The 14,629-nt window shown below is 65.5% G+C and carries 13 protein-coding genes; 8 read left to right on the forward strand and 5 right to left on the reverse strand.

Annotated features, from left to right (window positions below; translation table 11 throughout):
- Window positions 1-21: 21 nt before the first annotated feature.
- A complete protein-coding gene (locus tag BLU04_RS09965) occupies window positions 22-1,143 on the reverse strand; it encodes an AI-2E family transporter (protein ID WP_157895265.1) in 1,122 nt (373 codons plus the stop codon).
- Window positions 1,144-1,268: 125 nt separating this feature from the next.
- On the opposite strand from BLU04_RS09965, the gene BLU04_RS09970 reads away from it, so the two are divergent.
- A complete protein-coding gene (locus tag BLU04_RS09970; protein WP_157895266.1) occupies window positions 1,269-2,717 on the forward strand; it encodes a DUF1800 domain-containing protein in 1,449 nt (482 codons plus the stop codon).
- A 39-nt stretch (window positions 2,718-2,756) separates the two neighbouring features.
- Window positions 2,757-4,133, forward strand: a complete 1,377-nt coding sequence (locus BLU04_RS09975) for a DUF1501 domain-containing protein (protein ID WP_093285354.1) — start codon at window positions 2,757-2,759, stop codon at window positions 4,131-4,133.
- Here BLU04_RS09975 and BLU04_RS09980 read toward each other — a convergent pair.
- Both BLU04_RS09980 and BLU04_RS09985 read right to left on the reverse strand, forming a co-directional pair.
- The gene (locus BLU04_RS09980; RefSeq protein ID WP_093285357.1) at window positions 4,096-5,412 is read right to left on the reverse strand and encodes a hypothetical protein; all 1,317 of its coding nucleotides are present in this window, start codon (window positions 5,410-5,412) and stop codon (window positions 4,096-4,098) included. The two genes, BLU04_RS09975 and BLU04_RS09980, sit on opposite strands and share 38 nt — an antisense overlap.
- Before the next feature lie 22 nt (window positions 5,413-5,434).
- Window positions 5,435-6,568, reverse strand: a complete 1,134-nt coding sequence (locus tag BLU04_RS09985; protein WP_093285360.1) for a glycoside hydrolase family 3 N-terminal domain-containing protein — start codon at window positions 6,566-6,568, stop codon at window positions 5,435-5,437.
- A 128-nt stretch (window positions 6,569-6,696) separates the two neighbouring features.
- On the opposite strand from BLU04_RS09985, the gene BLU04_RS09990 reads away from it, so the two are divergent.
- The 5 genes from BLU04_RS09990 (at window position 6,697) to BLU04_RS10010 (ending at window position 12,562) form a co-directional block, all read left to right on the forward strand.
- Window positions 6,697-7,977, forward strand: coding sequence for a hypothetical protein (locus BLU04_RS09990; protein ID WP_093285363.1), 1,281 nt, complete (start codon window positions 6,697-6,699; stop codon window positions 7,975-7,977).
- A 19-nt stretch (window positions 7,978-7,996) separates the two neighbouring features.
- On the forward strand, window positions 7,997-9,208 hold the full coding sequence (locus BLU04_RS09995) for a mechanosensitive ion channel domain-containing protein (RefSeq protein ID WP_093285366.1): 1,212 nt from the start codon (window positions 7,997-7,999) through the stop codon (window positions 9,206-9,208).
- Window positions 9,209-9,297: 89 nt separating this feature from the next.
- Entirely contained in the window at window positions 9,298-10,485 is a 1,188-nt protein-coding gene (sucC, locus tag BLU04_RS10000) for an ADP-forming succinate--CoA ligase subunit beta (protein WP_093285369.1), read from the forward strand.
- Window positions 10,486-10,528: 43 nt separating this feature from the next.
- Window positions 10,529-11,407 (forward strand): succinate--CoA ligase subunit alpha, encoded by an 879-nt coding sequence (gene sucD, locus BLU04_RS10005; protein ID WP_093285372.1) that lies wholly within the window; start codon window positions 10,529-10,531, stop codon window positions 11,405-11,407.
- 27 nt (window positions 11,408-11,434) lie between these two features.
- Window positions 11,435-12,562 (forward strand): citrate/2-methylcitrate synthase, encoded by a 1,128-nt coding sequence (locus BLU04_RS10010; protein ID WP_093285374.1) that lies wholly within the window; start codon window positions 11,435-11,437, stop codon window positions 12,560-12,562.
- Window positions 12,563-12,607: 45 nt separating this feature from the next.
- Here BLU04_RS10010 and BLU04_RS10015 read toward each other — a convergent pair whose 3' ends face one another.
- Entirely contained in the window at window positions 12,608-13,522 is a 915-nt protein-coding gene (locus tag BLU04_RS10015; RefSeq protein WP_093285377.1) for a hypothetical protein, read from the reverse strand.
- Window positions 13,503-14,222, reverse strand: a complete 720-nt coding sequence (locus tag BLU04_RS10020) for a YggS family pyridoxal phosphate-dependent enzyme (protein ID WP_093285380.1) — start codon at window positions 14,220-14,222, stop codon at window positions 13,503-13,505. The genes BLU04_RS10015 and BLU04_RS10020 overlap by 20 nt, the downstream gene beginning before the upstream one ends.
- A gap of 77 nt (window positions 14,223-14,299) precedes the next feature.
- Between BLU04_RS10020 and BLU04_RS10025 the strand changes: the two genes are divergently transcribed.
- Window positions 14,300-14,623, forward strand: a complete 324-nt coding sequence (locus BLU04_RS10025) for a YkgJ family cysteine cluster protein (protein WP_093285382.1) — start codon at window positions 14,300-14,302, stop codon at window positions 14,621-14,623.
- Window positions 14,624-14,629: the final 6 nt, after the last annotated feature.

The following is a 14,629-nucleotide window of genomic DNA, read 5'->3' on the forward strand; positions in this document are numbered from 1 at the left end:
CTGGAGGAAAAGGGAGGGGGGTCAGCTTTCGTTTTCCCGGGCGGGGGGGACGAGGGCGTAGCGGACGAGGAGGACTTTCAAGGTGGCTGTCAACGGTACCGCCAAAATGGCGCCGAGCAAGCCTCCGAGCAGGGACGACCAAAAAAGGATCGAGACGACGACCGCGACGGGCCCGAGGCCGGTTTTCTCCCCCATGACGCGGGGGGAGACCAGGGTTCCCTCGATCAGCTGGGTGGCGCCGATGACGAGGATCGAGAAGAGGCAGAGATGGAGGCCGCCGCCGTCGGACTGGAACCCGGCGATGAGGAGGGTGGTGACAGTGATGATCCCCATGCCGAGGTAGGGGATGACGGTGAGGAAGGCGGCGGCGAGGCCGATGAGGAGCGCCGAATCGACCCCGACGATGCCGAGGCCGAGGGCGAGGAGGAGGCCGTTGATGGCGGCGACGATGACCTGGCCCCGGAAGAAGGAGATGAGGTATCCGTTGATCTGCTCCAGGATGACGATGGCCTCGGTCCGCACCCGGCTGTTCCCGAGGGGGAGGAGGGTCCGCCAAGAGCTGGCGATCCGGGGCTGGTCGAGGAGGAAGTAGAAGAGGTAGAAGGGGACGAAGAGGAAGCCGATGGCGAGGCCCAGGAGGTGGAGGAGGCTGCCGACGCCCGAGGCGGAGCCTTGGAGGAGGCGGGAGGAGAGGCTCTCCGCATGGGTCCGGGCGGCGTCGAGGAGGGAGGCGGCGCGGGTCGAGGAGGGGGTCCCGGCGGAGAGGAAGTGGTCGGCCTTGTCCCGCAGGATGTCGAGCCAGCCGGGGAGAGATTGGGCGAAGCCGGAGGCCTCCCGCCAGAGCTTCGGGCCGAGGAGGTAGACGGCGACGGCGATGCCGACGGCGGCGAGGCCGAAGAGGAGGGGGACCGCGATGGCGCGGCGGAGCCCGGCCCGTTCCAGCAGGTCGAGGAGGGGGTGGAGGAGGTAGGCGAGGACGGCGGCGACGCCGAGGGGGATGAGGATCTCCTGCAGGTGGCGGGCGATGGCGAGGAGGGCCCAGCCGATGCCGAGGCCGGCGCCGATCAGAAAAAGGAGCGAAAGCAGGGAGAGGGCCTTCCAGAGAAGACGTTCCTGAGCGGGAGTGGGGCCGTTCCAAGGCATCGGGAAAGTGTCCTTCAAACGGCAAGAATGGCAATGGTTTCTTTTTGCTGTAACTTATCTTAGGATGGGTGGTTCAATCTAAGTATATGCTGGAAGCATTGCCATCGGGGCAGTTCACGAGGGAAATGGCGGCGCACCTGCTGAACCGGGCCGGTTTCGGCGGCTCGCCCGCGGAGATCGACCGGCTGGCCGGGATGGGCCTCGAACGGGCCGTCGCCTCCCTCGTCGATTACGAGTCGTCTCCCGACGTCTACAGCCTCCCGGTCTGGACGACGCCCGATCCGGTCGAGCTCGCCCAGCGGCAGTCGATCCCGAGCCTGCCCCAAGACCAGCGGAAGGAGCTCGATAAAACCTTCCGCCAGACCTACCGCCAGCGGGAGATCGAGCTCCACGGCTGGTGGCTGGACCGGATGCGGACGACGCAGCGGCCGCTCCAGGAGAAGATGACGCTCTTCTGGCACGCCCTCTTCGCGACGAGCATCCAGAAGGTCCAGAATCCCTACCTCATGTGGAAGCAGAACGAGACGTTCCGGCGGCTTGCCACGGGGAAGTGGAGCGAGATCCTCATCGCGATGGCGAAGGAGCCGGCGATGCTCATCTGGCTCGACGGGGCGCAGAGCCGGAAGAATGCCCCGAACGAGAACTTCGCCCGCGAGGTGATGGAGCTCTTCACCCTTGGCGAGGGGCATTACACCGAGCAGGACATCAAGGAATCGGCGAAGGCCTTCGCGGGCTGGAGCGTCGAGCGTTTTTCCGGCGACTTCAAGGACCGCCCCTTCCAGCATAACTTCGGGGTGAAGCACTACCTGGGCCACACGGGACTCTACAGCGGCGAGGACATCCTCCGCATCCTCGCGGAGACGCCCCGCTCCGGCCAATACGTCTGGGCGCGGCTCTGGCGCTACTTCGCGACCGAGGAGCCGAACGAGGCGCTGACGAACGCCCTCGCGGCCCGCTTCGCCGAGGCGCAGGGGGAGTTCAAGCCGGTCCTGAAGGCGATGTTCATGTCGAAGGAATTCTACGGCCCCGACATCGTCGGGCAGCAGGTGAAGTCGCCCGTCCAGTGGCTTGTCTCCTCGTGCCGGATCCTCGAGCGGCCCCTCCTGCCCCGCCCCGCGCTGATGCCGATGATGCGGATGCTGGGGCAGATCCTCTTCTCCCCGCCGAGCGTGAAGGGCTGGGACACCGGGACGAGCTGGATCGGGACGAACACCCTCCTCGACCGCTACAATTTCGCCGCCCTCTTCGTCCAGGGGAGCGAGAAGGCGATGCCGAAGCGTTTCCAGGGGGAGACGAACGAGATGGCCGACGTCAGCCGCGCCGCGATGCAGCCCTATCCCGATTCCGGCTCCGCCGACGGGATCGATCCGGCGAAGCTCTTCACCGCCGAGGAGCTGGGCGACACCGACAAGCTGCTGAACGCCATCGCCCTCCGCGTCAGCGCGGTGCCGCTGAGCGAAGGCCGCCGCACCGCCCTCCGCACCTATCTCGAAGGGCATAAGAGTAAGGGACCGGAGACGGTCCGGGGGGCGATTCGCCTCCTGATGAGTACCCCCGATTTTCAACTGACCTAAGGTCAGGAGCGGTCAACCGATAGCAACAGGGAACCACACATGAACTCGAACTGGAACCGATCGTCCTGCGGTGAAATCTGCCTCCACACGCGCCGGAATTTCCTGCGCAGCACCCTCCTCGGAGCGGCGATGACGTGGACGGTCCCGACGTTCTTGGCCGAGACCTTCAGCACGCTTCATCTGAACGCCGCCGACAGCAGCGTCCAGGTGGCGACGGGGAAGGACTCCTCGATCCTCGTCATCCTCCAGCTCGCCGGGGGGAACGACGGGTTGAACACCGTCGTCCCTTACTCGAACGATTTCTACTACAAGGCCCGCCCGACGATCGGCCTCCCCGCCGACAAGGTGATCAAGCTCGACGATACGATCGCCCTCAATCCGTCGCTGACCGGCTTCAAGGGACTCTTCGACGAGGGCCATCTCTCGATCGTCCAGGGCGTCGGTTATCCGAACCCGAACCGCTCCCACTTCCGCGCGACCGAGATCCTCGAGACGGCGAGCGACTCCGAGAGCAGCGAGAAATACGGCTGGCTCGGCCGCTACTTCGACAACGCCTGTCCCGGCTCCGATCCGACGGTCGGCGTTGCCATCGCCGGGGAGACGCCCCAGGCTTTCTGGGCCCCGAAGCCCCGGGGGGTGACGCTGAAGAATCCCGGCTCCTTCCGCTTCATGCCCGGCGGCGGCATGGAGGGGGCCGCCGACGAGACCGAGGGGATCTACCGCGAGCTGAACAAGAGCACGGCGGCGGTCGTCGACGAAGGGCACGACGCCTCCGGCGGGAGCATCGGGAGCATCGGTTCCGGGGCGCAGAAGGGAGCGGCCCCGATCTCCCCGCTCAACTTCATCGAGCGGACCGCCCTCGACGCCCAGGCCAGTTCCGACAAGATCCAGGCCATCGCGAAGAACGGGAAGAACCTCGCCACCTATCCCAATTCGGGCCTGGCGAACGATCTCAAGCTGGTCTCCCGCCTCATCGGCGGCGGCCTCACCACGCGGGTCTACTTCGCCTCGCAGGGCGGCTACGACACCCACACGAACCAGGTCAATTCCCAGGCGCGGCTCCTGCAGGACCTCGGCGATTCCCTCGCCGCCTTCTGCGCCGATCTGAAGGCGCAGGGGAACTTCGACCGGGTGACGATCATGACCTTCAGCGAATTCGGCCGCCGGGTGAACGAGAACGGCAGCCAGGGGACCGACCATGGCGTCGCCTGCCCGCAGTTCCTGATTGGCGGCAAGGTGAAGGGCGGGCTGGCGGGAACCTATCCGTCGCTCGATCCGGCCAAGCTCGACCACGGCGACCTCGTCCACACGGTCGACTTCCGCTCCGTCTACGCCGGGCTCCTCGAAGGCTGGCTCCAGACGCCGAGCGCCCCGATCCTCAACGGCTCGTTCGATCCGCTGGTGCTGACGGCATAGGGGCCGATCCCGAAGCCGGTAGGAAGCGCCGCACGCACGCGAACAATCCCGCCGCGACGGCGGGGAGGAAGATGAACTCGATTTCCCCCCGGTATCGTGCCAGGCCGACGTGGATCAGCCCGTAAAGGATCGAGTGGAGGACGAAGTAGAGGAGGAGGATCGCGGTGTACTCCCGAGGCCAGGGCCGAACGAAGAGGGCTGCCACGAGGGTGAAAGCCAGGATGGCGAACCAATAGGCCGCCAGGACCCAGCGGAAGGTCAATGCCTCGCCTCCCAGGCTGCTTCGCTCATAGCGCTTCGGGGTGAGGGTCCAGAACCAGCCGATCTTTTTCAGGGTCCGTTCGATGAAGGCCTTCGGTTCGGCTCGGCAATAGTCGAGTCCTTCCCGGCCCATCGCATCCATGAGCTCGATCTCGGACACCTTACCGCGCAGGACAAAGGCCTTCGGGGGAAAGGCATTCGTCACTTCCTCTCCGCCGCCTTCGACGAAGGCGGTGCCGGTGGCGTGGGGATTGTTCCCCATCCAGAACTCTTTTCCAAAGGAATCCTTGATGAGAACGAGGCGGTGATGGGCTTCGTAGTTGCGGACCGTCCAGGGAACGATGGCAAGGAGAACGAGAAGTCCGGCCAGAATGACGAAGGCCGTTCGGCGGGCTTCCCGGCGGCAAACAGCTCCGGCGGCGATGCCGAGGGCAAGGAGGCCGAAGAGAATGAGGATGAGGGGTTGGAAAAGGCCCGCCAGGCCGGTGCCGAGTCCTGCCGCTGTCGCCCGTGCGGAAGAGGGACGCTCTTTCAGCATCAGCCATGCCTGGAGGAGCCACGGTTGGAACGCCATCACAAAGGCGGTCTGATGGATGCGCGTGGGATACCACAGATAGAGCGGCATTAGACAGGCGATCCAGCGGGCGGCGACGGCGGTCTCGATTCCGAACCAACGCTTGGCCAGCCATCCGAGGGGAAAGACCATGCTGGCAGCAGCTCCGGCCTGGACTAGGCTCAGGAGAAGGTGGGCCGCAGGGCCTTTCCCGAGCCACGTCCAGAGGCCTGCGAGGAGGTAGGGATAACCGGGGGATTGCCAGCTCGTCGGTTCGTCCGGCAGGGAGAAGCCGATTGAAAATCCCTTCCCGGCGACGAGGTGGTCGGCGATGCCCCCGTTCTCCCACAGGACCGGGTGGCGGTAATGGCCGAGAGCGAAGACGAGGGTGACGTGGAGGAAGAGAGCGATTCCGAAGAGAGGCCAAGGGCGCGCGGCCCAGTGCGGGTCTCGAATGCGGGTCATCGTTTTCCGAATTTCAATAGGCTCAATAAGTCTCGACCGGGGAGCGTTTTCCGTCGTCGGCGGAGCGGGCTTTGGCTCCGTCGATGCCGAGGACGGCTTCGCGGAGGGCGTAGACCTCGGCGTCGAGTTTCGTATGGGCCTCGATGGAGAAGGGGTGGGGAGCGGCTTCCTGCTTCAGCCGCGCGCGGAGGCGGGCCAGGCGGGCGCGGGTCGCGGCGGTGACCTCGGCGGGGAGCTTTGCCAGGACCGCCGCCGCCTGCCGCGCCATCTCGACCCGGTGGCAGAGGAGGATCATGTCGTTCCCGGCCTCGATGGAACGGCGCATGGCTTCGTCGAAGCCGTATTCGTTGAGGATCGCGCCCATGTCCATGTCGTCGGTCATGACGAGGCCGTCGTAGGCCCAATCGTTGCGGATGATCCCGCCGACCATCGGCTGCGAGAGCGAGGAGGCGATGCCGGTCGGGTCGAGGTGGCGGTTGCGGACGTGGCCGATCATGAGGGAGTCCAATTCGGCCTGCATCCGGCGGTAGGGGACCCACTCGCACGCCTCGAGTTCGGCGCGGGTGCGGGGGATCTCGGGGAGGTCGTGGTGGGGGTCGACGGCGGCGGCGGAGTAGCCGGGGAAGTGCTTGCCGCAGGAGAGGATCCCCTCGGCGCGGAGGGCCTTGTTGAAAGCCCCGGCGCAGCGGATGACTTCCTCGGGGTCGCGGCCGTAGGTCCGGTTCTTGAGGGAGTTGTCGGCGTCGTCGTCGAAGGAGACGTCGAGGACGGGACAGAGGTCGAGGTTGAAGCCGAAGAGGCGAAGGAGGCGGCCCGTGAGGCGGCCGTGCTCGGTGATGAGGGCGAGGTCGCCTTTATTCCGCAACTGGACGGCGCTGGGGGGCTCGCTCCCGATTTCCTTCAGGCGGGAGACGCGGCCCCCTTCCTGGTCGATGGTGATGACGGGCTCGTGACGGACGGAGGCGCGGAGGTCGTCGATGAGGGTGCGGAGCTGGACGGGGCTCTTGATGTTCCGCCCGAAGAGGATGAAGCCGCCGGGTTGGATTTCCTCGATGGCGTGGCGGGTCTCGGCGTCGAGTTCGGCTCCGGGGACGCCGATGATGAGGTACTGCCCGCCGCTGCCCGCTTCGTTTCCGCTGCTTAGTCCGCCACGCATCGGATCAGAGTACGGAGGGCGGGCCGGTTTGGGAAGTTCATTTGCCAATCGTGCTTTGCTAATCGTGCTATTTGCAATCGGGACGGCAGAAGGTATGCTCGTATTCCCGATTTCCCTCTTTCCTAACGATGACTCCCTCCGAACGCGTCGCCGCCATCCGCGGTAAAATTCCTTCCGGCGGTCTCTTTGCCGAGAAGGAGTGGCGCGTCGCCCCCGAGGCCTTTCCGCTTTCCCCGAAGCACCTGGATAAGCTGGAGAAGCTCGGCCACGTCCTCCACCTCTTCGCGAAGGCGTGCAACCTCCTCTACCGCCAGAGCGTCCGGGGGAAGCAACCGGCCTGGATCGCCGACCTCCTCGACCGGGGCAAGCCCCCCGAGCTGGTCGCCCTTTCCCGGGCCGAGGGGATCGCCCAGGAACTTCCCGCCGTGATCCGGCCCGACCTGATCGTGACCGAGGAGGGCTTCGGCCTCTTCGAGGTCGATACGATCCCCGGCGGCCTCGGCCTGACGGCGTGGCTGGGCGAGAGCTACGCCGCGCTCGGCGACGACGTGCTCGGCGGTCCCGACGGGATGCGGAAGGGTTTCGCCTCGATCTTTCCCGAGGGCGACGTGGTGATCTCCGAGGAGGCGGCGACCTACCGGCCCGAGTTCGAGTTCCTCGTCGGCCCGGAGCGGGTCAAGGCGGCGGAAGGCTACCGACTCTCTCCCGAGCGACCCGTCTACCGTTTCTTCGAGAGCTTCGACTGGCCCAACCTGCCGACGATCCGGGAGAGCTACGATCCCGACGCCCAGGCGGGAAAGCTGACCCCGCCGATCAAGCCTTACCTGGAGGAAAAGCTCTGGCTCGCCCTTTTCTGGCTCCGTCCTCTCCTTCCTTTCTGGCGGCGGGAACTGGGAGATAAGGGGGTCAAGATGTTGAAGGAGATCGTCCCCTACACGTGGCTCGTCGATCCGACGCCGCTCCCCGTCCACGGCGTCCTCCCCGGCCTCGACATCCAGAACTGGGGGGAGATGGCCTCCTTCAGCCAGAAGGAGCGCGATCTGGTGCTGAAGATTTCGGGCTTCTCTCCGCAGGCCTGGGGCTCGCGCGGCGTCCACGTCGGCTCCGACCTCGCGGCGGGGGAATGGCAGAAGCGGCTCGACGAGGCGTTGGCCGGTTTCGGGGAACATCCCTACATCCTTCAGCGTTTCGCGAAGGGAACCCTGCTAGAGCACACCTACGAGGACGAAAAGGGCGAGATCGTCCCGATGAAGGGGCGCGCGCGGGTCTGTCCCTATTACTTCGTCACGGCGGGGGGAGGGGATTACCCGACGCTCGGCGGGGCCTTGGTCACCTTCTGCCCGGCCGACAAGAAGCTCGTCCACGGGATGCGGGATGCGATCCTTGTGCCGGTGAGGAAAAGCGGCTAAAAACAACGGGCAAGACCCTATGCCCGATTCCGCCTCCGCCTCGTCCGCCGTTGATTCCGCCGCCTCGACCTCGGCTTCCTCCGCCGCCTCCGTCTTCGCTCCCCACGCCCATCGCCCCCATACGATGACCGGCGACGTGCAGACGATCATCGCCGACCTGATCAACTGGTACAACAATCACTTCAGCATCGAGGAGGTCGTGATCTTCGCGCTCTGCCTCGTCGCCGGGGTGGTCTTCTCGATCGTCCTGCGTCGGATCCTCGGGAACCGGCTCCGGTCCTGGGTCGGCAAGAAGGACCCCGTTCTCGGGGACCGGATCGCCCGGGCGATGACGGCGCCGCTCTGGATCTTCATTTGTTCCTATTTCTTCGTCCTCGGTCTGGAGCAGCTCTCGGGCCTTCCCCGCTCGGCCCAGAAGCGCCTCGACGACCTGGCCCCGGTGATCTACCTCGTGGCCGGTTTCGTCTTCGCCTTCCGCTGCATGGATATCGTCACCGAGGTCCTCCGCCGCCGGTGGGCCGGGGACGAGAAGACCCTCGACGAGCAGTGGGCGAAGATGATCGGCGGCCTCGGCAAGGTGCTCGTCGTCCTCATGGGGGTCCTCATGATCCTCCCGAAGGACCGCATCCTGCCGCTCCTGACGGGGGCCAGCTTCCTCGGGGCCGGGTTCGCCCTCGCCTCGAAGAGCACGATCGAGAACATCATCGGCTCCTTCGAGATCATGGTCGACCGCCTCTTCCACGAGGGGGACCGGATCTCCTTCCAGAACTACGACGGCTTCGTCACCCGCGTCGGGATGCGGAGCGTCCAGATCACCTCGTTGACCGGGGAACGGATCACCCTGCCGAACAAGGCCTTCGTCGACCAGCAGATCCACAATCACACGCAGAAGGGAAAGGTCCTGACGACGATCGAGATCGGCCTAGTCTATTCCCACAGCCGGGCCGATATGGAACGGGCCATGGCCGTCCTCCGGGAGATCCTCGACGCCCACCCGAAGAGCGAGGCGAAGGTGGTCCGCTTCAAGGGATTCGGCCCCAGCAGCCTCGACCTCAGCATCACTTTTCTCGGCGATTACAAGACCGGCGCGGAGGGGGCCGACCTCGTCAGCGACATCAACCTCGCGATCAAGCAACGGTTTGACGAAGAGAAGCTCGAAATGGCCTTCCCGACCTCGACGGTCTATATGAAGAACGAAACCGCCCCGAAGCCGGAAACGAAGGCCGCATAAGGGGTTATGACGCTTTCCCGCATTTCCCGCCCCTTTTCCTTTGACGCATCCAAGGGCATCTGACAGGGTGCTTATCCGCTCATTTCCCCATGAATATTCACGAGTACCAAGCCAAAGAGTTGATGGAAAAGTTCGGCGTCGCGACGCCGAAGGGTAAAGTAGCCTCCACCGCAGCGGAGGCCGAAGCGGCCGCCGCCGCCATCGGCGGCTCGAACCTCGTCGTCAAGGCCCAGATCCACGCGGGCGGCCGCGGCAAGGGGACCTTCAAGAACGGCTACAAGGGTGGCGTCCACCTCGTCAAGTCGGCGAAGGAAGCCGGCGAAGTCGCTGGGAAGATGATTGGCGAGACCCTCGTCACCGTCCAGACCGGCGAGGCCGGTCGCCTCGTCCGCAAGGTCCTCATCGCCGAGTCGAAGGAAATCAAGCGCGAACTCTACTTCGCCATCGTCATGGACCGCGCCACCAGCGGCCCCGTCATCATCGTCAGCACGAAGGGCGGCATGAACATCGAGGAAGTCGCCGAGCACACCCCGGAACTCCTCTTCAACGAAGTCGTCGACCCCCTCCTCGGCCTCCAGCCCTTCCAGGCCCGGAAGCTCGCCCAGATCCTTGAATTTAAGGGACCGGCCGCCAAGGCGGCCTGTTCGGTCTTCCACGCCCTCTACAACCTCTTCCTCCAGAGCGACTGCTCCCTGCTGGAGATCAACCCCCTCATCGAGACCCCCGAGGGCGAGGTCCTGGCGCTCGACGCGAAGTTCAACTTCGACGACAACGCCCTCTTCCGCCACCCCGACATCCAGGCCTACCGCGACGTCGAGGAGGAAGACCCCCGCGAAGTCGAAGCCTCGAAGTTCAACCTGAACTACGTCGGCCTCGACGGCAACATCGCCTGCCTCGTCAACGGCGCGGGCCTCGCGATGGCGACGATGGACATCATCCAGTATTTCGGCGGAGAACCGGCCAACTTCCTCGACGTCGGGGGTGGCGCGACCGAGCAGCAGGTCACCGAGGCCTTCAAGATCCTCGTCGCCGACAAGAACGTGAAGGCCATCCTGGTCAACATCTTCGGCGGCATCATGAAGTGCGACGTCATCGCCCAGGGCATCATCAACGCCGTCAAGGCGGTGAACCTCCCGGTCCCCCTCGTCGTTCGCCTCGAAGGCACCAACGTCGAGGCCGGCAAGAAGCTCCTCAAGGAATCGAATCTCCCCATCCAGGCCGCCAGCGACCTGACCGAAGCGGCCCAGCTCGCCGTGGCCGCCGCCAAGGGCAAGTAAGCGATAAGCGATCACACACAACACCAGCAAACAGACTAAGTTTATGGCAGTACTCGTCGGCAAGAACACGCGTCTCCTTGTTCAGGGGATCACCGGTAAACAGGGCGGCTTCCACGCTCGCGGAGCGATGGAATACGGCACCAACGTCGTCGCCGGGGTCACCCCCGGCCGCGGCGGCGAGACGTTCGAGGGCACCGTCCCCGTCTACGACACGGCGAAGGAAGCCCGTGAGAAGACCGGGGCCAACGCCTCGATGATCTTCGTTCCCGCCCCCGGAGCCGCCGACGCGATCCTGGAGTCCCTCGACGCCGGCATCGAGCTCGTCGTCTGCATCACCGAAGGGATCCCCGTCGTCGACATGATGCGCGTCAAGGCCGCCCTGGCCAAGCGCCCCGGCCAGCGCCTCATCGGGCCGAACTGCCCTGGCATCATCACCCCCGGCGCGTGCAAGATCGGCATCATGCCCGGCTACATCCACAAGCCCGGCAAGATCGGCATCGTCTCCCGCAGCGGCACCCTGACCTACGAGGCCGTCTGGCAGACCACCAGCCTCGGCTACGGCCAGAGCACCTGCATCGGGATCGGCGGCGACCCGATCAACGGCACCTCCCACACCGACGCGATCAAGCTCTTCAACGAGGACCCCGACACCGAGGCGATCATCATGATCGGCGAAATCGGCGGTACCGCCGAGGAAGAGGCCGCCGAATACATCAAGCACAACGTGAAGAAGCCCGTCGCGGCCTTCATCGCCGGGGCCAGCGCGCCTCCCGGACGCCGCATGGGCCACGCCGGTGCGATCATCTCCGGCGGCAAGGGCACGGCCGAGGCGAAGATCGCGGCGCTCAAGGACGCCGGCATCGCCGTCTCCCCCGTCCCCTCCGACATGGGCAAGACCCTCGTCGCCCTGCTGAAGAAATAGGATCAACGTAATCTCTGGAGAATCGATATGGCTCTTGTGTCCCGCGGTCTGGAAGGAATCGTCGCAGCCGAAACCCGGTTGAGCGACGTGAGAGGGGAAGAAGGGGTCCTGATCTACGCCGGTTACAATATTGATGAAATCATGGCCGGTGGAGTGACCTTCGAGGAGGTCACCTACCTGCTCTGGTACGATCGCCTTCCGACGGTCATCCAGCTGAAGGAGTTCAAGGAAAAGCTCGCCGCCGAGCGGGAGCTTCCCGCCGGTCTCGTCGAGTACCTCAAGACCCTTCCGAAGACGGCAAGCCCGATGGACGTGATCCGCACGGCGGTCTCGGCCCTCGGCATCTACGACGACCGCGGCGCGGTCGACGCGATGGAACTCAACCGCCAGCGCGCCATCTCGATCCTTGCGAAGATCGGCGTCATCGCCGCCTACTACCACCGCATCCGGCAGGGCCTCAGCCTGCCGCCCGTGCGGAAGGATCTCGGCGAGGCCGCCCACTTCCTCTACCTGATCAACGGCAAGGAAGCGGGCCCCGAGGCGGTGAAGACCCTCGACATCGCCTACGTCCTCCACGCCGACCACGGCTTCAACGCCTCGACGTTCAGCGCCCGCGTCACGGTCTCGACCCTTTCCGACATCTACTCGGCGATCACCTCGGCGATCGGCACCCTCAAGGGGCCGCTCCACGGCGGCGCCAATGAGGGCGTCATCCACATGCTCCAGGAAATCGGCGGCGTCGACCGCGTCGATGCCTGGGTCGAGGACAAGATCGCGCAGAAGCAGAAGATCATGGGGATCGGCCACCGCGTCTACAAGACCCTTGACCCCCGCGCCCCCCACCTCAAGGCGATGGCGATCCGCCTGACCCAGGAGCTAGGCGAGCCGAAGTGGATCGAGATGAGCGAGCGGATCGCCAAGATCATGCTCGACCGGAAGCATCTCAACGCGAACGTCGATTTCTATTCCGCCACGGTCTATTACAGCCTCGGCATCCCGACCGACCTCTTCACGCCGATCTTCGCCATCTCCCGCGCCGCCGGGTGGACCGGCCACGTGCTGGAGCAGCTGGCCGACAACCGCCTCTTCCGCCCCCAGAGCGAGTACATCGGCCACGAAGGTACGAAGAAAGTCGTCCCGATCGAGCAACGCTAGTCGTTCCTCATTCAAAAAAAGCCCCGCATCGCTGCGGGGCTTTTTTTATGGGCTGCTTTCCGACTGGACCGGCCCGATTTCCATCTTCGGTTGGGGCGCGGAAGGCGTCTCGGAAGGGGTGGTCCCGAGGAGGTCTTCGAGCGGCGTCAGGGTCGTCTCCCGGTAATTCTTCGGCGCGCTGAACCGCCCGGGTTCGAGGGCGAGGCCGGTCTTCCACGAGTGGGCGACGAGGGCGATCGATTCCGAGACGGCCTGATGGAATTCGACCCGGAATTCGAGCGGGGTCGTCTGGCGGGCGGCGAGGCTGGCGATGGGATCGGCGAGACCCGAGGGGCTGAGTTCCCGGACGGCGATGGTGCGGATGATCTCGGCAGCCTGGCTGAAGCGGACCCAAAGGGCGGTGAGCGGCGGGATTTCCTTCGGGGCGCAGCGGGCGACGAGGAGGAGCGTGTTCCGTTCCTCGTTCCCCACCGAGGGGAGGGGGGTCTCGAGGAAGAAGGGGAGATCGGTCCGGTGGTGTTCGTTCGCCGGGTTCTCCGCGTCGGCCCGGTAGTGCCAGAGGGGAACCGGTTTGGGCGGCGGCGCGTCCGCGGGGCGGCTGGCGTCGGAACCGCCGCCGAGGTAGCCGTTGCTCGTCGTGGCGTAGCGGGCGGCGGCGGCCTTCCGTTCCTTGAGAAGGATGGAGAGCTTCGGCCACTCGAATTTCCAATAGACCCCGTCGCGGCCCTCGAGGCCGGTGACGAGGCCGTCCCGTTCCCGGTAGAGGACGGTGAAGCGCTTCTCGGGTTGCTCGATCCGCAGGGTCTCCCCGTTCCAGGAGAGGAAGAGTTTCTGTTTCTCCTGGCCCTTGGTCCAGAGGAGGGTGGCGGCGACCCCCTCGTCGCCCGCAAAGAGGAGGGAGGGGAGCAGGAGGAGGAGCAGGACCGCCCCCCATCCGGATTTACTCCGCCCCTTCATCATGGGTGGCCTTCGCCGCCCGGACGCGAGGGCCGAAGAGGACGGTGCCGAGGCGGATGATCGTCGCCCCTTCCTCGATGGCGACCTCGAAGTCGTGGCTCATCCCCATGGAGAGCTCGGGAAGGGCGAGGCCGGTCTCCTTCTCGACCCGGTCCCGCGTCTCGCGGAGCTGGGCGAAGAGGGGGCGCGTCCGCTCGACCTCGAGGTAGTAGGGGGCGAGCATCATCACGCCGCGCAGCTCGAGGTTCGGCAGCTTGTTCAGCTGCTCGGCGAGGGCCGAGGCCTGGTCGGGCGGGACGCCGAACTTCGTCGACTCCCCGGCGGGATTGATCTGGAGGAGGATCTTCAGGCGTCGGCCGTCTTCCCGCGCCCGGTCGCTGAGGTCGCGGGCGAGGCCGAGGGAATCGATCGAGTGGACCCAGTCGAAGAGCGGCGGGACGTACTTCACCTTGTTGTGCTGGAGGTGGCCGATGAGGTGCCAGACGCCGCGGTCCCCCGCCTCGGGCTTCTTCGCGCGGGCTTCCTGGACCTTGTTCTCGCCGATCTGGTCGAGGCCCGCCGCGAGGGCTTCCCGGACGACGTCGGGGGTGTGGGTCTTCGTGACGGCGATGAGGGTCACCGAACCGGGCGGACGGTTCGAGCGGCGGAGAGCCGCCTCGATCCGGGCCTGCACTTTCGGAAGATTCTCGGAGAAAAAGGACATCCCGAGATCTTAGTGCCAAAACGGGGTCATGGAAGCTGGATTTCTTGGCGCGGCGCCCCTACGCTGGAACCCTCGAAATGAAGCCTCCCTACTACCAGTGCCAGCGTTGCGGCAATTGCTGCCGCTGGCCGGGCTCTGTCCGGGTGACGGAACGGGAGGTCGAGGCCATCGCCTCCTTCCTCGGCATCGAGACGGCGACGTTCATAGCGGAGCAGACCGACCTGATGCCCGACCGGAGCAACCTGACGTTGAAGTCCCGCCCCGACGGCTCGTGCGTTTTCCTCGAAGGGGTGAACCACTGCGTCCTCCAGTCGGTGAAGCCCCTCCAATGTTCGGGCTTCCCCAACACGTGGAACTTCCCCGGTTGGCGCGAGGTCTGCGAGGCCGTCGAGGTGGCTTAGGTTTCC

It is taken from the genome of Verrucomicrobium sp. GAS474, assembly GCF_900105685.1.
Classification (GTDB): Bacteria; Verrucomicrobiota; Verrucomicrobiia; order Methylacidiphilales; family GAS474; genus GAS474.